Source organism: Duganella margarita (assembly GCF_009857535.1).
GTDB lineage: Bacteria > Pseudomonadota > Gammaproteobacteria > Burkholderiales > Burkholderiaceae_D > Rugamonas > Rugamonas margarita.
In genome coordinates, this window is record NZ_WWCS01000003.1 from 408,508 (window position 1) to 426,221 (window position 17,714).

The window sequence follows — 17,714 nt, forward strand, 5'->3', positions numbered from 1 at the left end:
TCCCCCCGCGCCCGCGACGGGCAAAATGGCGACTCGTCGCGGCGCGCTTTTTCGGCCAGGCCTCCCGGCCTGGCTTCTTTTCGAAAGCATCCGATGAATGGCTTTGCTCCCGGCCTGCTTGACCGTCTGCTCGGCGATCACGACCGCCCGATGACGCTGGAGCAGTACAAGGACAGTGTGGCGCGCGATCTGGAAGATCTGCTCAACACGCGCTGCGCGCTGCCGGATGAACTGATGCGCGCCTACCCTGAATGCACACGCTCCATCGCCAACTATGGTCTGGTGGATTTTGCCGGCATGTGCCTGAACAGCGCCGAGGACCGGGCCCGCATCTGCGCCGCACTGAAGGCCGCCATCGAGCGGCACGAACCACGGCTGCGCAATGTGCAGGCGCGGCTGGAGCGTGAATCCGGCGCCATCAACCGCGTCAGTTTTGCCATCTTCGGCACGCTGGCCGGATTGCCCATCACCGAAGCAGTCAGCTTTGACGCGGTGCTGCAACCGTCATCGCTGCATTACTCCATCAATCGCAGCGCACGCGGAGGCCGGACATGAATCTCAACCTGAAAACGCTGATCGGCAAACTGAATGACACCACCCGTTTGGCCGCCACCCGCGCTGCCAGCATCTGCGTGGCGCTCGGGCAGTACGAGGTGGAAGTTGAACATCTGTTTCTGGCGCTGCTGGAACAGGAGCGCAGCGATGTGGTGCTGATTGCGCGCCGCTGCGACGTCAACATCGAGGCGCTGGAAGCCGACCTGCATCAGGAAATCAGCCAGTTCAAGACGGGCAGCACGCGCACGCCGGTGTTTTCGCGCCATCTGCCGCTGCTGCTGGAAAACGCGTGGCTGATCGCATCGCTGGCGACGCCGCCGGCGCCGATCCGCAGCGCGCACCTGCTGGTGGCGCTGCTGACCGAACCGGAACTGGAACAGCTGGCGCAGCGCGCCTCGCAGCAGTTTGCCAACATACCCATCGACGAAGTCAAACATCAACTGGAGAAGTACACGCATGGCTCGCAGGAAGAGACGACCGCAGCCCCCGATACCGCGGCCGAACCGCTTGCCGGCATACCGCAAGCCGGCAGTCCGCGTACGCCCGCGCTGGACCAGTACACCACCAGCCTGACGCGCCAGGCGCGCGACGGCAAGCTCGATCCCGTTATCGGGCGGGAGACAGAGATTCGGCAGGTGGTGGACATCCTGCTGCGTCGCCGGCAGAACAATCCCATCCTGACTGGCGAAGCCGGTGTTGGCAAGACCGCCGTGGTGGAAGGACTGGCGCTGCGCGTGGCTGCTGGCGACGTGCCCGCATCACTGAAAGCTGTTGAGATCCGCGTTTTGGATATGGGCCTGTTGCAGGCCGGCGCCAGCGTCAAGGGCGAGTTTGAAAACCGCCTGAAAAATGTCATTGACGAAGTGAAGCAAAGCCCGCATGCCATCATCCTGTTCATCGACGAGGCGCACACGATGATCGGCGCCGGCGGCACGGCCGGCCAGAACGACGCCGCCAACCTGCTCAAGCCCGCGCTGGCGCGTGGCGAGTTGCGGACCATCGCCGCCACCACATGGAGCGAGTACAAGAAATACTTCGAGAAGGACGCCGCCCTGGCACGTCGCTTCCAGGTGGTGAAGGTGGAAGAGCCGGACGAGAACATTGCCAGCGCCATGCTGCGGGCGATGGCGCCGCTGATGGAGCAGCACTTCGCTATCCGCATCCGCGACGAGGCGGTGACCGAGGCGGTGCGGCTATCGCACCGCTATATCAGCGGCCGCCAGTTACCCGACAAGGCAGTCAGCGTGCTGGATACCGCCTGCGCCCGCGTGGCGTTGGCGCAAAGCGGCACGCCGGCCTTGCTGGAAGACGCCGCGCGCCAGATGGATCGCATCGCTGCTGAAATCTCCGCCTTGCAGCGCGAGGAAGCGGGCGGGGCGCAGCACCAGCGCGTGCAACAACGCTTGCAGCAGCTACAGGCGGAGCATGCGGCGCTGCAGGAAGAGCATGCACGTCACGCCGAACGCTGGCAGCGCGAACAATCCATCGTCGCCGCCATTACGCGTCAGCGGGCGGCCGACGGCAGCGCGGCGGAAGTGCGGGCGCTGAAAGAAGAACTGCATGCGCTGCAAGGCGAAACGCCGATGGTGCCGCTGGAAGTGGATGGCGTCACGGTAGCGGCCATCGTCTCCGGCTGGACCGGTATCCCGCTGGGTAAAATGGTCAGGGACGAAATCAACACCGTGCTGCGGCTACAGGATGCGCTGCAATCCCGCATCCTCGGCCAACCGCACGCCATGGCTGCCGTGGCGCAGCGCGTGCGCACCGCGCGCGCTAATCTTGATGATCCCAATAAGCCGAAAGGCGTGTTCCTGTTCGTCGGCCCATCCGGAGTGGGCAAGACCGAAACCGCGTTGGCGCTCGCCGATCTGCTGTACGGCGGGGAACGAAAACTCCTGACCATCAATATGAGCGAATACCAGGAAGCGCATAGCGTCTCCGGCCTCAAAGGTTCGCCGCCCGGCTATGTGGGCTACGGCCAAGGCGGCGTGCTGACCGAAGCGGTGCGCCGCAATCCCTACAGCGTGGTGCTGCTGGATGAAATCGAAAAAGCGCATCCCGACGTTCTCGAACTATTCTTCCAGGTGTTCGATAAAGGCGTGATGGACGATGCCGAAGGCCGCGAGATCGACTTCCGCAACACCATCATCATCGCCACCGCCAATGCGGGATCGGCCACCATCATGCAGGCTTGCCTGAACCAGGAGACGCCGCCGCAGCCGGAGCAATTGGAAGCGCTGCTGCGTCCACAACTGGTCAAACACTTCAAGCCAGCCTTCCTCGGCCGCGTGAAGGTGGTGCCGTATTACCCGATTCCCGATGCGGTGCTGAGCGGGATCATCATCCTCAAGCTGGCGCGCATCGCCCGGCGCATCCGCGCGCATCACCATGCCGAATTTACCTACGATGCTTCGCTGGTGAACGCCGTGCTGGCGCGCTGCACCGAAGTCGATTCCGGCGCGCGCAATGTGGACCACATCCTTAACGGCACGCTGCTGCCGGAGATCGCGCAGGCGGTGCTGGAGAAGATGGCGCAGGAAGAAGCCATCACCCAGATCAGGGTCGGCGCCAGCAGCAAGGGCCAGTTCAAATACACCGTCAAATAGGAGGCGACCATGTTGAACGTAGCGCAACTGCTGCAACCAGTCAGCGCTGAACAGCGCTGCGGCCAGGACCTGTCGTTCAGCAAGGAGGTCGACGAGATCGCGCAAGCGCGCCAGTACGACGATCCCTCGCTGGACCAGGGCGAATGGGCCACCACGCTGAAGGAAGCAGACTGGCCGCTGGTGGCCGCGCGCTGCGCCGACATGATCGCCACCCGCAGCAAGGACTTGCGCCTGGCCGCCTGGCTGGCCGAAGCCCTGGCCAAGACGCGCGGCCTGCGCGGTCTGGGTGACGGCTTCGCGCTGCTGGCCGGCTTATGCGACATGTACTGGACCGATTTGTATCCGTTAGTCGATGACGGCGACTATGATCAGCGCATCGGCAACCTGTTCTGGCTGCTTGCCCGCACCCCGGCTCTGGTACTGGAATGTGCGGCCGAAAAACCCCAGTTAAGCGATGCGGAATACTGCCTTGCCAGCCTGATTGCGCTGGAACGCGTGGTAGATACGCAACTAGGCGCAGACGGCCCCGGCTTTACGCCGGCCAAGGATGCGGTGCAGGCGGTGATCGGCAGCCTGGCGCCGTTTGGCAATGCTGTCATGGTTGCCGACGCTGGCCAAGCCACTCTTGGTAACGCTGTCACACAAACCGACACTGGCTTGCAGAATCGAACACAGGCCTTGCAACAGCTGCGTCTCGTAGCGGATTTCTTTCGCCGCACCGAGCCGCATAGTCCGGTCGCCTACCTGGCCGACCGCGCAGCAAGCTGGGGGGAGATGCCGCTGCATCTGTGGTTGAGAAGCGTTATCAGGGATCCCGCTATCCTGGCCGGAATGGATGAGTTGCTGGCCGTGCCGAAGACCGTCGAATAATGCTGCGGCGCAATGCCGAATATTTCTTTAATGCTACTTATCGCGGAGGATTAGTGCTAGCATGAATTGAACAATCCAGACTTTTAGCGAGGGAGTTGGCTATGAATAATCTCAAGATTGGTACGCGCCTCGGCTTCGGTTTTTCGCTCATTTTGTTACTCCTGGTTGCGATGACTTCGATAGGCATCCTGCGTCTGAGCAGCGCCAGTGACAAGACCGATGAGATGATCAACGTGAAGATCCGCGATGAGCGTCTGACCGCCGAATGGGGCAAGATCATCGAAGTCAACGCCGCCCGCACCACAGGCGCTTTCATGGTGCGCGATCCGGCCGATCAGAAAAAGCTGGAGGCGCTGATGGCCGAATCGTCCGGCCGCGCCACGCAGATCCAGGATCAGATTGGGTCGACCATCGACGATGACCGACTCAAGCCGCTGTTCAAGCAAGTGCTGGACACGCGCAAGGCCTACACCGAATTCCGCAAGGCGGTCTTCGCCGCCAAGAACGCCGGCGACCTGGAAAGGGCCACCAAAATCTATGAAGGCGAGATGACCCAAAGCCGCATCCAGTATCTGGGCGCGCTGAAAAACTTCGTCGATAAGCAGGCTGCGTTGCTGGACGAGTCGGCCGCCGAGATTCAACAGCAATACCGCAGCGGACGCGCGCTGCTCATCATGCTTGGGCTGGCGGCGATTGTGATGGGGGTGGTCGCCGCGTGGTGGATCACGCGCACCATCACGCAGCCGATTAATGCTGCGCTGAAGGTCGCGGAGACGGTATCGTCGGGCGATCTGACCAGCGACATCCAGGTCAACAGCAGCGATGAAACCGGCCAGTTGATGCATGCGCTGAAAACCATGAACACCAATCTGGTGAACATCGTCGGCCAGGTGCGCAATGGCACGGATTTGATCGCGACGGCGTCCACGGAAATCGCCGCCGGCAATCAGGATCTGTCTTCGCGCACCGAGGAGCAAGCCAGCTCGCTGGAGGAAACCGCTTCGTCGATGGAAGAGCTGACGTCCACCGTGCGCTTCAACGCGGAGAACGCGCGACAAGCGAATGAACTGGCGATCAACGCGTCGGAAATCGCCAGTCGTGGCGGCTCGGTAGTGGGCGAAGTGGTGAGCACCATGGGATCGATCAACGATTCGTCGCGCAAGATTGTGGACATTATTTCGGTCATCGATGGCATCGCATTCCAGACCAATATTCTCGCGTTGAACGCGGCAGTGGAAGCGGCGCGCGCGGGTGAGCAGGGACGTGGCTTCGCGGTGGTGGCGTCAGAAGTGCGCAATCTGGCGCAGCGCTCCGCGTCGGCCGCCAAGGACATCAAGAGCCTGATCGACGATTCGGTGCAGAAGGTGCAGATCGGCTCCGAGCTGGTGGACAAGGCCGGCCAGACGATGGAGGAAATCGTCCAGAGCATCAGCCGCGTCACGCAGATCATGACGCAGATTAGCAATGCCAGCGAAGAGCAGAGCATCGGCATCGCGCAGGTCAACGATGCGATCACGCAGATGGATCAGGTGACCCAGCAGAATGCCGCGCTGGTGGAGGAAGCCGCAGCGGCGGCGGAATCGATGCAGGAGCAGTCGGCCAAGCTGGCGGATGTGGTCAGCGTGTTCAAGCTTGATGCGTCGTATGCACCATCGGCGCCGGCCTTGCCGCGCGCGCCGGTGCGTGCTGCTGCACTGCCTCGCCGTACGGCGGCCGTGGCGGCGCCGGTAAAACGCGCCGCGCCGGCGGTGGGCGCTGCATCCGCGCCAGCGCGGGCTGCTCCGCGCAAAGCCGTCACCACCGGCGAGTCGGACTGGGAAGAGTTCTAAGCCGCGATACAATGGCGGGTATGAATACCGCCAGTTCCTTACCAGCCGCGCGGCGCGCCTTATGCGCCGCGTGCCTGCGCCCACAGCAGACCTGCATCTGCCGCTGGGTCACAGTGCTACCCAATCACGTGGAAGTGCTGATCCTTCAACACCCAATGGAAGTCAGCAATGCCAAAGGCAGCGCGCGGCTGCTGCATCTATGTCTGGCCAGCAGCCGCCTGGAAGTCGGAGAGAGCTTCGGTCAGGCGCAACTGCAAGCGCTACTGTCGCCCGAGCGCCGCAACGTGCTGCTGTATCCCAACACGGAAGACGCATCGCTCGGACTTGCCAGGCCGCAGCCGTTTGACGACGCCTGGCTACGCGAGCCGCTGCGATTGGTGGTATTGGACGGCACCTGGCGCAAGAGCCGCAAGATGCTGTATCTGAACCCGCTGCTGCAAACTTTGCCACGCCTGCCGCTGCGCGACACGCCGCCGTCGCACTACCTGATCCGCAAGGCGCATTTGCCAGACCAGCTGTCGACGCTGGAAGCCACCGTCTACGCGCTGGCGCAACTGGAAAACGATATAAACAAATACAATCCGCTGATCGACGCCTTCGATGGCTTTGTCGCGCAGCAGGCCAGTTACGTTACGCGATCAGTTTGAGGCCAGGCGGCAGTGCGTCGCCCAGCATGCGCTTTTCGTCGGCCTGGTCCAGCTGCACCACTTCGCGCACCATGGCGCTCCAGTTGGCCGGCGCGCCAATGCCTTGCAGTCGGCGCAGCACCTCGGCGCGCAGCGTGTCGTTGATGTCGCGCGAACGGTCGCCGGTCATGCGCGCCAGATGGGCGGCTGCAAAGCCGGCCGGCTCCACCTTCTTCCAGTCCAGCGACAGCACCGCGTCCAGCCATTGTTCGACGACCGGCGTTTCCACTACATCGTGTGCGCTGCCGTGGAATGGCTGGCGCGCTCCGACGCGGCTCAGGCCCCACAGGAAGCGGCCTTGCGTGGCTTCGGCCTTGGCCAGGTCGGCCGCGCCGGTGCGGGTTTTATTGGCGGCGGCTTTGCCGGCGGCCCTGCTGGCTTTGTGTAGCTGGTCCAGCATCCACGCGCCGATTTCGGCTTTGTAGTTGCCGGGGATGCGTTCCAGCGAAGCGCCCAGGCGCAGCATATCTTCCTCGCTACCGTTGACCAGCGTGACGGGACGGCGTCCGCGTTCCGCCGCATCGGCCTGCACGTTGAAGGCGAAATCGTCCAGCACGCGTAGTTGCGCTTCCACGCTCAAGCCGCCGGAGACGCGGCGCCACAGCGTCCACCATTCGGCGCAGACCTGGCTGTCCTTGTGATGCTGGATGCCGGTGTCGAACATCGCCCACAGTTTTTCGACGCGCCATTCGTCCAGCGTGTGGCCGAAGCCGGGACGCAGGCAGTAGCCGCTGAGATTGAGCCATGCGCGTTCGTGCTCGGATGAACGGCGGCGACCTTTGGCGCGTTCCAGCAGCGCGTCGAACAGGCGGCGCAGCAGCGGTGTCGGCCAGCTTTCGCGGCTGCCCAGCAGCTGTTCCAGTTGAGCGCGCAACTGCTTCACTTCCTTGATGTCGACTTGCAGCGCGCGGCTGCCGAAGATGCGGTCGATCTTGTCGATGGCGGCGGCCAGGCCTGCGGGCATCGGCGCTTCGTCCGACGGGGCTTCGGTGGTGGCTTCGCCGCGCAGCTGGAACTCCAGCAGCCAGCGTTGCGCATCGTCCCTGGCGACGCAATGGACCTCCAGCGTGCCGACTTCGCTGAGCGAGGTCGCCAGCTGCACCGGGATCTCCTTGCGTGCGTCGGCGCTGCTGCTGTCGCGCAGCACCGTGGCGATGGGCGGCAGTTGGACGTACTCGTCCGGTTGCAGCGTGACCACGTCGCCGGCTTGTGGCGCGTCGGCGGTGGAGGACGCGAGGTGGAAGCGCACCGGCCGGCCGAGGCGCAGCGCGAAGGTGCGGTCGGCCAGCAGGATTTCGCGGTTTTCGGCGGCGCCGCGCGGCAGGATGCAGACGGCGCGGCGTGGCTGGTCAGGATGCGTGGCGTCGTCCAGCAGCAGGAAGTAGCTGCGCGCTGAGCCGCCGCCAATCACCGGTGCCTGCCCCGATTGGCCTAATGCATAGGCCACGCCGCCACGGGCGACCGCGACGTCGGGATTGTCGTTGTGCAGGATGCGCAGTGGCTGTTGGCGCCAGCCGGCCAGTGTGGCTTCCAGCCGGCGTGCCAGCGCGTCGGCGCGGAACACGCCGCCGTTGAGCAGCAGCGTGTCCGGGATCGGCACCGTGGTGCTGTCGGCGGGCAGGCCGAGGGCTTCGCGCGTGGCGCCGGCATGTTGGCGCAGGAAGTCGGCTAGGTGGCGCGTGATGGCGGCATCGCTGGCGTAGGGCAGGCCGAATTCCACGATGGCGCCGCGTCCGCGCTTGGCTGGTGCCTGTTGTTCGTTGAGGGGGAAGAAGCCGTCCACCACCAGCGCAGAAACTTCCTCGCGCGTCAGGTCGGCGGAGCGGGAGCCGCCGATCAGCTTCGCACCGGCGCCCAGCAGCGTGACGGTGGTGCGCTCCGGCGCGTCGGCCGCCAACAGCAGCTCCTTGGCCGCGCGGCAGCGTTCCGCCAGTTGCGACAGGCGGCTGGCGGACAGCTTGGCATGCGGCTGCGCATTGCCGCTTGCTGCCGCGCTGCCGCCCGCTGATGCGCTGGCGCCTGCCGATGCGGCGTTGCTGCCCGCTGCGCCACCGGCCATGCGTGCTTCGACCAGATGGGCAAGGGCGAGGTCCATATTGTCGCCGCCGAGGATCAGGTGATTGCCGACGCCGATGCGGCTGATGGCCGGCTGGCCGTCGACGATGTCGACCTTCATCAGACTGAAGTCCGTGGTGCCGCCGCCAACGTCGCATACCAGCACCAGGCGCGTCTCCGCCAGTTCCTCGGTCAGCGTGGCGCGTTGGCGGAACAGCCAGTCGTAAAACGCTGCCTGCGGTTCTTCCAGTAATCGCAAGGACGACAAGCCGGCCATGCGCGCCGCTGCCAGCGTCAATGCCCGCGCCCCTTCGTCAAACGATGCCGGAATGGTTAAAACAATCTGCTGCCCTTCCAGGGGATGCGCCGGAAAGCGCGCATTCCACGCGCTGCGCAGATGCGCCAGATACGATGCGCTGGTCGCCACCGGCGACACCTTGGTCACATCGGCCTCCGCGCCCCACGGCAGAATCGGCGCCATGCGATCGACCTGCGGATGCGACAACCAGCTCTTGGCGCTAGCCACCAGCCGCCCCGGCACCTGTGACCCCAGCTTGCGCGCCAAACGGCCGATGACCACCTGCGACAATCCGGCTACGTCATCCGCGCGCCATGGCAGCTGCAACTCGCCATCCGCCAACTCGCCGGCAGCAGGGTGATAGCGCAAGGACGGCAGCAACGCCGCCGCACCAACCTCGCCGGGCGCGATCAACTGCTCGATCTCGAACAACTGGATCTGCGCACTGCCGGCTTCCGCAAAGGCCATCACCGTATTGGTGGTGCCCAGGTCGATGCTGACGACGTACTTGCTCATGCTCAGGCGGCGGAACGAACGTCAAACTCCACCTTCCAGCGCTGGCCATCGTTGGCCACGGCGGCCAGTTCCAGCGTGCCCGATTCCGTCGCCATCGCATGCAAGCGGACCTGCACCACATCGCCAGCCTGACGGCCTTCCGGCGACAGATTGGCCTGAATCTCGTTCATCTCGATCAGCTCATCCGGACCCCAGAAGTCCAGCAAATCGCCAATCTGGTCCTGGCGTCGCACCGATGAACCGAAGAAGCGGAACTGCACCGGCTCGCCCACCACCAGTCCAAACTCCTGATTAGGCAATTCGATCTCGCTGCCTTCTTCCATGCCGAATGGCGCCACGCACAGCGCCTGAATCGGCGGTTCCATGCCGGGAATCGCCGGCATAGCCGACTCAATCGCCACGTAATAAGAACGCGCCGTGCCGCCGCGAATGCGCACGCCACTGCCACGTCGCACGTAGCTGTAGTAAGCCGCGCCGCGCGCCACCGCCAGATCCAGATCCGCGCCGCCCAGCATGCGCGCAGGTTCCGCGCCTTCCAGGTACAGCCAGTCGTTGAGGGTGCCCATGATGCGCTGTGCCAGCAGATCCGACTTGAACACGCCGCCGTTGAATAGCACCGCGGTCGGATGCAGGAAGGTCGCATCGGCGTTTTGCTTGCCGGCGTAGCCTTCCAGTTCCGCCGTGGCGCCCAGCTGGCGCGCCAGGAACGCGGCCAGATGGCGCGTGATGCCGGCGTCCTGCGCATACGGCAGGCCAAGCTGCGTCAGGCCCGCGCGGGTGCGCACGGCCGGACGCGCGGCAGCTTCCACTTGCGGGAAGAAGCCATCGAGAATAAACGTCGTCACTTCATCGCGCGTCAACTCGGTGCGGATCGAACCGCCAATCAGCTTGGAGCCACGGCTCGGCACCACGATCGGCCAGGTGGCGATGGTGGCATCGGCCAGCAGCTTTTCCTTGGCGGTGCGGCAGCCGTAGGTGAGTGCGCGCATCTGCCACGCGTCCAGCTGCGTGCCGGCGGCGGCCAGCTTGCGCGCCACCAGATGCGCCAGCGCCAGGTCCATATTGTCGCCGCCCAGCAGAATGTGGTCGCCGACCGCGATGCGGTGCGGTTCCAGCACGCCGTCGCGTTCCAGCACGGCGATCAGCGAAAAGTCGCTGGTGCCGCCGCCCACGTCCACTACCAGGATAATGTCGCCAGGCTTGACTTCCTTGCGCCAGCGGCCTTCGCTGCCTTGAATCCAGCTGTATAGCGCGGCCTGCGGTTCTTCCAGCAGCGTGAGATTAGTGTAGCCGGCGGCGCGTGCCGCGTCGGCGGTCAGTTCGCGCGCGCCCGGATCGAAGGATGCAGGAATCGTCACCGTTACCGCCTGTTCGCCGAACGGCGCATCGGGGTAGGCCTGTTCCCACGCCTTGCGCAGGTGGCTCAGGTAACGGGTTGAGGCTTCCAGCGGCGACACGCGCGTGACTTCTTCCGGCGCGTCGTTCGGCAGCAGCGCGGAGCGGCGGTCGACGCCGGGATGGCTCAACCAGCTCTTGGCGCTCGACACCAGGCGGATCGGCGTGGTGGCGCCACGGCTGCGCGCCATTTCGCCGGCCACGCCGGTGAGTTCTTCGGCGCTTTGCTGCCACGGCAGGTTGTTCTCGCCGGGCGCCAGTTCGTCGGCGTGCGGCAGGTACAGGAAGGACGGCAGCAGCGGCAGTTCTTCGATGGTCCCCGGTGCGGTCAGTTGCGGAATCGCCAGCACGCCGTGCTCGGTCTTTTCGCCTTCGCTGGCTTGCAGATTCACATACGACAGCGCGCTGTGCGTGGTGCCAAGGTCGATGCCGATGGCGTAACGCGGGTCGCTCATAATTCCACCTCCGCCGGCGCCAGGATGGCCGCGTCATGGGCTTCCGCCAGTTTCGGCAGACGTACTTCGGCCGAACGCCAGCCACGGTGGCTCAGCGTGCCGCGGAACGGCGCCTTGCCGACCACGTTGCCGGTCAGGCGCACGGCGGCGGCGTCGAAGCCTTCCGGCAGTTCCACCCGGCTGCCCTCCGCCTCGCTGCGGATCGGCTGGATCGTGAAGTGCTCTTTCAGCACCTTGGCGCAGCCTTCGTGCACCACGCGCGCGGCGGCGCCGATGTCAGCGTCGGAATAGGCGCTCAGGTTTTCCTGGGTGAAGTCGATCAGGCGCGCTTCGCGCTGAAACAGCGACAGCAGTTGCAGGGCGGCGTCCGGCGTGGCGACGCGCAGCGTGACCGGTGCTGGAGCAGGGGCCGGCGCCGGCGCAGGCGCAGGTGGGGCGACCGGTGCGGCCGCTGGTTGCGGCGCATCGTCAATGCGCGCCAGGCGCGCAGCATAGTCGGCGTCGGACAGCGCGCGGAAGAAGGCGCCAATGGCGATGGAAATCCGGCTGAAGAAAGACGGCAGAGGTTGGCTCGAATTATTCATGTTGTGGCTCACTGTAAGGGTGCCGAGCGCTGCGCTGGGCGCGCGCTGGGGCGAAGCCCGGCATGATACCAGCTTGCCCCGGCGCTCCCCAAGGATGCAAGCGGATTTCACTTGATATGGCGGCCGTGAAGGTCTAATATACTGTGTATATATACAGTATTTCGAGCGATGCCATGTCCCATGATGAAAACAACCAGGAGCAGATAATGCTGCCGCCGCCTTCGCTCAAGGCGCAAAAAGGGCGTGGCGCGGTGTCCAATATGCAGGGCCGTTACGAACTCAACGCGCGCGAAGCCTATGACGATGGATGGGAGCGTGAAGAAGAAGAGGAGCGTCCATGGAAAACCCACGTCACCGAGGAAATCTGCAAATCCATCCTCAGCCGCAATGCGTCGCCGGATTTGCCGTTCAGCGTGTCGCTCAATCCGTATCGCGGTTGCGAACATGGCTGTATCTATTGTTTTGCGCGGCCTACGCACAGCTATCTGGGGCTGTCTCCCGGCATGGACTTCGAGAGCAAGATCTTCGCCAAGGTCAATGCGCCGGAAATGCTGCGGCGCGAGCTGGCCAAGCCGGGCTACGAGCCGCAGTCGATCGCGCTCGGCGTCAATACGGACGCCTACCAGCCGTGCGAACGCCAGTACAAGCTGACGCGCCGCGTGCTGGAAGTGCTGCAGGAATGCCAGCATCCGGTGGGCCTGATCACCAAGAATTCACTGATCGAACGCGATATCGACATCCTGTCGGCGATGGCCGCCAGGCAGCAGGCCGGCGTCGCCATTACACTGACCACGCTGGACCCGGCCATCGCCCGCACGCTGGAGCCGCGCGCGGCGGCCCCGGCGCGCCGCCTGCGCACGATACGCACGCTGACCGACGCCGGCATTCCAGTGGCGGTCAGCATCGCGCCGATCATCCCCTTCATTACCGAGCCGGACATCGAGCGGATACTGGAGGCGGTCAAGGAGGCCGGCGCCATCAGCGCGCACTACACGGTGCTGCGGCTGCCGTGGGAAGTGGCGCCGCTGTTCAAGGAATGGCTGCAAGCGCATTTCCCCGAGCGGGCGCAGCGGGTGATGAACCGCGTCCGTGAAATGCGCGGCGGCAAAGACTACGACAGCAACTTTGACACCCGCATGAAGGGCGAGGGCGTGTGGGCTGAACTGATACGCCAGCGCGTCAAGATCGCCTCGGAGCGGCTCGGGCTGACCGGCCACGGCAGCCGCTTCCACCACATGGACGCGTCGCAGTTCACCCGGCCGCTGGTGGTGCCACCGCTGGGCGCGCGCGCCAAGGCGGCGGCCGATGCGGGACAGCTGGATTTATTTTGATTGCAGCGCAGCCAGGTGGCGTTCGATCTCGAATACGTGCTGGTCGTGGCGGCCCAGTTCGCGCAGGGCGCTGGCCAGGTGGTTGAGGTAATCGCTGTTCGGGCCGCTGGGGCCGGCCGCGCCGGCGATATGGGCCGCTATCTCCTGCTCGGAGGCGGCGCCGAGGAAGGCGGTGTTGTCCGGCGTGGCGATGTAGACCAGGCCTTCGACTTCGTTCTGGTCTTCAAAGGTAATGGACAGGGGCAGCCGCAGGTAGCCGTTTTTTTCGCGGTGGTCCAGATGGGTAAACACTTCCGGCGTGATCAGGTAGGCCATGCCGTGGCAGATAGCGCCCGGTTCTTCGATCAGTGTGACCACGCGGCCCGGCGCTTCCGGCGTGCCGCGGTGGTCGTGCGAGCCTTGCCAGAAGCGCCGCGTCCAGCCGGCGATGCTGGCCGGCCGACGTTGCAGGTAGGGGAAGTCCGCCTTGTAAATCAAGGAGCCGTAGCCAAACAGCCAAACGCTGTGATGGCCGTCAAACTTGTCCATCAATTGATTGATGGCGATGGTGTCCGCAGTCATGCCGCTATTATAAAACAGCGGTAGCGCTAACATCCGCGCGCGTGTTAAAGCGCCAGTGCTGCTGGCAGATCGGCCAGTTGGCGTACCACGCGCAGGCGGCGCACGCCCATGAAATCGAAGGCTGCTTTGAGCAGCAATTCGTGTTGACCGACCAGTTCCGCTTCGGTCTGCAAGCCCATCACGGCGCAGCCGGAAGTGACCAGGATCAGGTGAGGATCGGCGAGGCCCTGGCCGGTGGCGGTATGCAGTTCCAGCAGGCGGTCGAGCCAGGCTTTCAGCGTCGACGGCACGGAAAAATTGTGCATGGGGGCGCCCAGCACCACCACGTCGGCTTCCTGGAATTCCTGCAGCAGCGAGGCGCTTTGCAGGGCTTCGGCGCGCAGTTCGGCATTCATCGGAATCTCGGCGTCCCAGCGCTGGCTGATGACTTGCAGCAGTGGTCCGCTGGCGTGCGACAGCGGCGACGCAGCAAGGTCGCGGTACAGGACGGTGGCCTGTTCGTTCGCCGCAGTCAATGCGGTGATGGCCGCCAGCGTGATCTGGCGGGAGGTGGAATTGTCGCCCAAGGCGCAGGAGTCAATGTGCAAAATATTCATCAATGAAGCATACACAGAGAGAAACCGCTTCCACAATAGATTTGTGGCAATTAGCCTTTCCTAATTGAAAGGAATTGTAAGTGTCGTAATATTTGGTGATTAAGACAATGGCCGGTTCCACTCATGTGCAGCGATAAATTCGTGCAGAAAAGCGGCAAAACTCTCGGCCGCCGGCGACAGCGCGCGGGCGTTGCGGCGGTAAATGAAGAAACGCCGGGTTAGCGCCGGCGCCGCCAGCGGCCGCATTTTCAGGCCATAAAGCTGCACCATTTTCTCGGCGTAGGGCAGGCAAACAGTGACGCCCTGGCGCGCATGCACCATCGCCAGCGCGGTGGTCATGAAGGTCACCTCATTGTGCGGACTGAGCGAAAGTTCCCTGAAAGAAACGTGAACATCGCGCAACAGCCGTTCGGTGAACTGGCCTTGCAGTGATATGAAGGGGTAGCGGTTGACGTCGCTCCAGGTGATGCGCTTGCGCTGGTCCAGTTCGTGCCCGTCGGGGTACACCACGACGAAGGGCATTTCAAACAGCGCCTGCGCTTCGATCTCGGCGGTAGCGTCGCGCTCGGGGCCGATGCCGAAGTCGACTTCGCCGCTAAAGACGCGCGCCGACACCTGCTCCAACGGGCAGTCGGTCAGCCGCACCTGCACCTCGGGATGGCGGGCGCGGTAGGCGGCAATCACTTCCGGCATCATGGTGCAGGAGAGCATCTGCGGCGCAGCCACCCGGACCGAACCCTGCTTGAGCGCCTTTCGACTGGCGATGTCGGCCATGGCACGGTCGAGGTCGTGCAGCATCTTGTCGAACAGCGGATAGAGTTCGCGGCCGAGCTCGGAAAGCTGGGTCTTGCGCGTGGTACGCTCGACCACGCGCATGCCCAGCAGCTGCTCCAGCTCCTTGATCTGGCCGCTCAGCGCCGATTGCGTCACGCTCAGATGGTCGGCGGCCAGGGTGAAGCTGCCGGTCTTGGCCAGCGCCACCAGGGCGCGCATTTGTCGCAGGCTGGGATTCATGGGAAATTCTGATAAATGACGTTATAAATACGATTTGCATGATATCTGAATCTGGCATCTAATGCGGACATCAAGATGGAGACAGCTATGAAAATCAAACAGATACACCACGTTGCTTACCGCTGCAAAGACGCCAAAGAAACCGTCGAGTGGTATGTCAAACACCTGAATATGGACTTTGTGCTGGCGATCGCCGAAAACGAAGTGCCATCCACCAAGGCGCCGGACCCATATATGCACGTGTTCCTGGACGCCGGCCACGGCAACGTGCTGGCCTTCTTCGAACTGCCGACCCAGCCGGACATGGGCCGCGACCAGAACACGCCCGCCTGGGTGCAGCACCTGGCGATGGAGGTCGAGAGCATGGATGAACTGCTGGCCGCCAAGGAGCGCCTGGTCGCTGCCGGCATCGACGTCATCGGCCCGGTCAATCACACCATCTTCAAATCGATCTACTTCTTTGATCCGAACGGCCATCGCCTTGAACTGGCCTGCAATACTGCCACGCCGGAAATGATGCAGAAGCTGGACGACGTCAAATGGGCGATGCTGGAAGAGTGGTCGCAAACCAGGAAAGCGCCGGCGCACGCGGCCTGGATGCACGCGCCGGCCGGAGACCACGCATGAAGCTGGCCACGTTAAAGGACGGCAGCCGCGATGGCCGCCTGGTGGTGGTCAGCCGCGACTTGTCGCACTACCAGCATGTGCCGAAGATTGCCGCCACGCTGCAACATGCGCTCGACAATTGGGAACTGGTCGCGCCGCGCCTGCAACAGGTCTATGCCACGCTGAACAGCGGCGAGGCCATCGATGCCAAGCCGTTCGACCAGCAGCAATGCCACTCGCCACTGCCGCGCGCCTATCAATGGGCGGATGGCTCGGCCTACATCAACCACGTTGAGCTGGTGCGCAAGGCGCGCAATGCGGACGTGCCGGCCTCGTTCTACACCGACCCGCTGATGTATCAGGGCGGCTCGGACAGTTTCGTCGGCCCGCGCGATCCGATCTACGCGCTGTCCGAAGCGTGGGGCATCGACCTGGAAGCTGAAGTGGCGGTTATCACCGGCGACGTCCGCATGGGCGCCACGCCGGCGGACGCCGCGCAAGCCATCCGCCTGGTGATGCTGGTCAACGACGTTTCGCTGCGCAACCTGATTCCGAATGAATTGGCGAAAGGCTTCGGCTTCTTCCAGTCCAAGCCGGCCAGCGCCTTCTCGCCGGTGGCGGTTACGCCGGACGAACTCGGCGCGCACTGGGCCGACAGCAAGCTACACCTGCCGCTGCTGGTCGATTTGAACCGCCAGCCATTCGGCAAGCCCAACGCTGGCGAAGATATGACCTTCAACTTCGGCCAACTGGTGGCGCATGCTGCCGCCACGCGCGAGCTGGCGGCCGGCACCATCATCGGCTCCGGCACCGTGTCCAACAAGCAGGGCGGCCTGCACGGATCGAGCATCGCCAACGGCGGCGTCGGCTACTGCTGCCTGGCCGAAGTGCGCATGTACGAAACCATCGAGACCGGCAAGCCGCAAACCGACTTCCTCAAATTCGGCGACAGCGTGCGCATCGAGATGAAAGACGATCAGGGCGCAAGCATTTTCGGCGCCATCGAACAAACCGTCACCCCGTACCAGGAGCGCGGCTGATGAAGCTTTACACCTACTTCCGCAGCTCGGCCGCCTACCGCGTGCGCATCGCGCTCAACCTCAAGGGAATCCCCTACGATGCCGCGCCGGTGCACCTGCTGCGCAACGGCGGCGAACAGCTGAGCGACGCCTACCGCGCCGTCAACCCGGCCATGCTGCTGCCGGCGCTGGAAGACGACGGCAACGTCATCGGCCAATCGCTGGCCATCATCGAATATCTGGAAGAAACCCAGCCGCAAGCGCCGCTGCTGCCGTCCGATCCTGCCGGCCGTGCCCGCGTGCGCTCGCTGGCGCTGACGGTCGCGGCCGACACCCACCCGCTCGGCAACCTGCGCGTGCTCAAATACCTGACCGGGGAACTCGCGGTGCCGGACGACGTCAAACTCTCGTGGCAGCAGCACTGGCTGCGCACCGGAATGTCCGCGCTGGAATCCTTGCTGGCGACCGACCCGTGCACCGGCCGCTACAGTCACGGAGACGCGCCGACGCTGGCCGATTGCTGCCTGGTGCCGCAAGTCTTCAGCGCCCGGCGCTTCGGCGTCGATCTGGCGCCGTACCCGACCATCGCCCGCATCCACGCCGCCTGCAACGAGTTGCCCGCTTTCCAGCAGGCACATCCTGCGCAGCAGCCGGACGCCGAATAGCCGCCTTCGGTTGGCTTGGCACGGTTGGTACGCTAAGGCACATACCGGCTGAGTCCCCTATGCCAAGATGCAG

At 64.1% G+C, this 17,714-nt stretch carries 15 protein-coding genes; 9 read left to right on the forward strand and 6 right to left on the reverse strand.

What is annotated here, in order from left to right:
• Window positions 1-93: 93 nt before the first annotated feature.
• The 5 genes from tssE (at window position 94) to GTP55_RS06690 (ending at window position 6,507) form a co-directional block, all read left to right on the forward strand.
• Complete coding sequence (gene tssE, locus GTP55_RS06670; protein ID WP_161044145.1) at window positions 94-555, forward strand: type VI secretion system baseplate subunit TssE; 462 nt, start codon at window positions 94-96, stop codon at window positions 553-555.
• Window positions 552-3,161 (forward strand): type VI secretion system ATPase TssH, encoded by a 2,610-nt coding sequence (tssH, locus tag GTP55_RS06675; protein WP_161044146.1) that lies wholly within the window; start codon window positions 552-554, stop codon window positions 3,159-3,161. The genes tssE and tssH overlap by 4 nt, the downstream gene beginning before the upstream one ends.
• A 9-nt stretch (window positions 3,162-3,170) precedes the next feature.
• Entirely contained in the window at window positions 3,171-4,031 is an 861-nt protein-coding gene (gene tssA / locus GTP55_RS06680) for a type VI secretion system protein TssA (protein WP_161044147.1), read from the forward strand.
• A gap of 101 nt (window positions 4,032-4,132) precedes the next feature.
• Window positions 4,133-5,860: a methyl-accepting chemotaxis protein gene (locus tag GTP55_RS06685; RefSeq protein ID WP_161044148.1), complete on the forward strand. Its 1,728-nt coding sequence runs from the start codon at window positions 4,133-4,135 to the stop codon at window positions 5,858-5,860.
• Between the two features lie 20 nt (window positions 5,861-5,880).
• A complete protein-coding gene (locus GTP55_RS06690) occupies window positions 5,881-6,507 on the forward strand; it encodes a tRNA-uridine aminocarboxypropyltransferase (RefSeq protein WP_161044149.1) in 627 nt (208 codons plus the stop codon).
• On the opposite strand, the gene GTP55_RS06695 is transcribed toward GTP55_RS06690, so the two are convergent.
• Genes GTP55_RS06695 through GTP55_RS06705 form a run of 3 tightly spaced genes read right to left on the reverse strand, consistent with a single transcriptional unit; the run spans window position 6,491 to window position 11,849 of the window.
• Window positions 6,491-9,415, reverse strand: coding sequence for an Hsp70 family protein (locus GTP55_RS06695; protein ID WP_161044150.1), 2,925 nt, complete (start codon window positions 9,413-9,415; stop codon window positions 6,491-6,493). The genes GTP55_RS06690 and GTP55_RS06695 overlap by 17 nt on opposite strands.
• Window positions 9,416-9,417: 2 nt before the next feature.
• Window positions 9,418-11,265, reverse strand: a complete 1,848-nt coding sequence (locus tag GTP55_RS06700) for an Hsp70 family protein (protein ID WP_161044151.1) — start codon at window positions 11,263-11,265, stop codon at window positions 9,418-9,420.
• A complete protein-coding gene (locus GTP55_RS06705) occupies window positions 11,262-11,849 on the reverse strand; it encodes a DUF2760 domain-containing protein (RefSeq protein ID WP_161044152.1) in 588 nt (195 codons plus the stop codon). The genes GTP55_RS06700 and GTP55_RS06705 overlap by 4 nt, the downstream gene beginning before the upstream one ends.
• 173 nt (window positions 11,850-12,022) lie before the next feature.
• Between GTP55_RS06705 and GTP55_RS06710 the strand changes: the two genes are divergently transcribed.
• Window positions 12,023-13,180: a PA0069 family radical SAM protein gene (locus GTP55_RS06710; RefSeq protein WP_161044153.1), complete on the forward strand. Its 1,158-nt coding sequence runs from the start codon at window positions 12,023-12,025 to the stop codon at window positions 13,178-13,180.
• Here GTP55_RS06710 and GTP55_RS06715 read toward each other — a convergent pair.
• The 3 genes from GTP55_RS06715 to GTP55_RS06725 form a co-directional block, all read right to left on the reverse strand.
• Complete coding sequence (locus tag GTP55_RS06715; RefSeq protein WP_161044154.1) at window positions 13,172-13,741, reverse strand: gamma-glutamylcyclotransferase; 570 nt, start codon at window positions 13,739-13,741, stop codon at window positions 13,172-13,174. The genes GTP55_RS06710 and GTP55_RS06715 overlap by 9 nt on opposite strands.
• 44 nt (window positions 13,742-13,785) lie before the next feature.
• Complete coding sequence (locus GTP55_RS06720; RefSeq protein ID WP_161044155.1) at window positions 13,786-14,337, reverse strand: NAD(P)H-dependent oxidoreductase; 552 nt, start codon at window positions 14,335-14,337, stop codon at window positions 13,786-13,788.
• Between the two features lie 99 nt (window positions 14,338-14,436).
• Window positions 14,437-15,351, reverse strand: a complete 915-nt coding sequence (locus tag GTP55_RS06725; protein ID WP_161044156.1) for a LysR family transcriptional regulator — start codon at window positions 15,349-15,351, stop codon at window positions 14,437-14,439.
• Between the two features lie 87 nt (window positions 15,352-15,438).
• Between GTP55_RS06725 and GTP55_RS06730 the strand changes: the two genes are divergently transcribed.
• The 3 genes from GTP55_RS06730 to maiA are packed head-to-tail and all read left to right on the forward strand — an operon-like array spanning window position 15,439 to window position 17,641.
• Complete coding sequence (locus GTP55_RS06730; protein ID WP_161044157.1) at window positions 15,439-15,978, forward strand: VOC family protein; 540 nt, start codon at window positions 15,439-15,441, stop codon at window positions 15,976-15,978.
• Complete coding sequence (locus GTP55_RS06735; RefSeq protein WP_161044158.1) at window positions 15,975-16,997, forward strand: fumarylacetoacetate hydrolase family protein; 1,023 nt, start codon at window positions 15,975-15,977, stop codon at window positions 16,995-16,997. The genes GTP55_RS06730 and GTP55_RS06735 overlap by 4 nt, the downstream gene beginning before the upstream one ends.
• Window positions 16,997-17,641, forward strand: coding sequence for a maleylacetoacetate isomerase (gene maiA, locus GTP55_RS06740; protein ID WP_161044159.1), 645 nt, complete (start codon window positions 16,997-16,999; stop codon window positions 17,639-17,641). Before GTP55_RS06735 ends, maiA begins: the two co-directional genes overlap by 1 nt.
• The last annotated feature ends 73 nt before the right edge of the window (window positions 17,642-17,714 follow it).

Bases quoted from the DNA above. Each gene is read 5' to 3' on its own strand.
- GTP55_RS06735 (WP_161044158.1), top strand. From the start codon at position 15,975: ATGAAGCTGGCCACGTTAAAGGACGGCAGCCGCGATGGCCGCCTGGTG.
- GTP55_RS06710 (WP_161044153.1), top strand. From the start codon at position 12,023: ATGTCCCATGATGAAAACAACCAGGAGCAGATAATGCTGCCGCCGCCT.
- GTP55_RS06695 (WP_161044150.1), bottom strand. From the start codon at position 9,415: ATGAGCAAGTACGTCGTCAGCATCGACCTGGGCACCACCAATACGGTG.
- maiA (WP_161044159.1), top strand. From the start codon at position 16,997: ATGAAGCTTTACACCTACTTCCGCAGCTCGGCCGCCTACCGCGTGCGC.
- GTP55_RS06705 (WP_161044152.1), bottom strand. From the start codon at position 11,849: ATGAATAATTCGAGCCAACCTCTGCCGTCTTTCTTCAGCCGGATTTCC.
- GTP55_RS06730 (WP_161044157.1), top strand. From the start codon at position 15,439: ATGAAAATCAAACAGATACACCACGTTGCTTACCGCTGCAAAGACGCC.
- GTP55_RS06685 (WP_161044148.1), top strand. From the start codon at position 4,133: ATGAATAATCTCAAGATTGGTACGCGCCTCGGCTTCGGTTTTTCGCTC.
- GTP55_RS06700 (WP_161044151.1), bottom strand. From the start codon at position 11,265: ATGAGCGACCCGCGTTACGCCATCGGCATCGACCTTGGCACCACGCAC.
- GTP55_RS06690 (WP_161044149.1), top strand. From the start codon at position 5,881: ATGAATACCGCCAGTTCCTTACCAGCCGCGCGGCGCGCCTTATGCGCC.
- tssA (WP_161044147.1), top strand. From the start codon at position 3,171: ATGTTGAACGTAGCGCAACTGCTGCAACCAGTCAGCGCTGAACAGCGC.
- tssE (WP_161044145.1), top strand. From the start codon at position 94: ATGAATGGCTTTGCTCCCGGCCTGCTTGACCGTCTGCTCGGCGATCAC.
- tssH (WP_161044146.1), top strand. From the start codon at position 552: ATGAATCTCAACCTGAAAACGCTGATCGGCAAACTGAATGACACCACC.
- GTP55_RS06725 (WP_161044156.1), bottom strand. From the start codon at position 15,351: ATGAATCCCAGCCTGCGACAAATGCGCGCCCTGGTGGCGCTGGCCAAG.
- GTP55_RS06715 (WP_161044154.1), bottom strand. From the start codon at position 13,741: ATGACTGCGGACACCATCGCCATCAATCAATTGATGGACAAGTTTGAC.
- GTP55_RS06720 (WP_161044155.1), bottom strand. From the start codon at position 14,337: ATGAATATTTTGCACATTGACTCCTGCGCCTTGGGCGACAATTCCACC.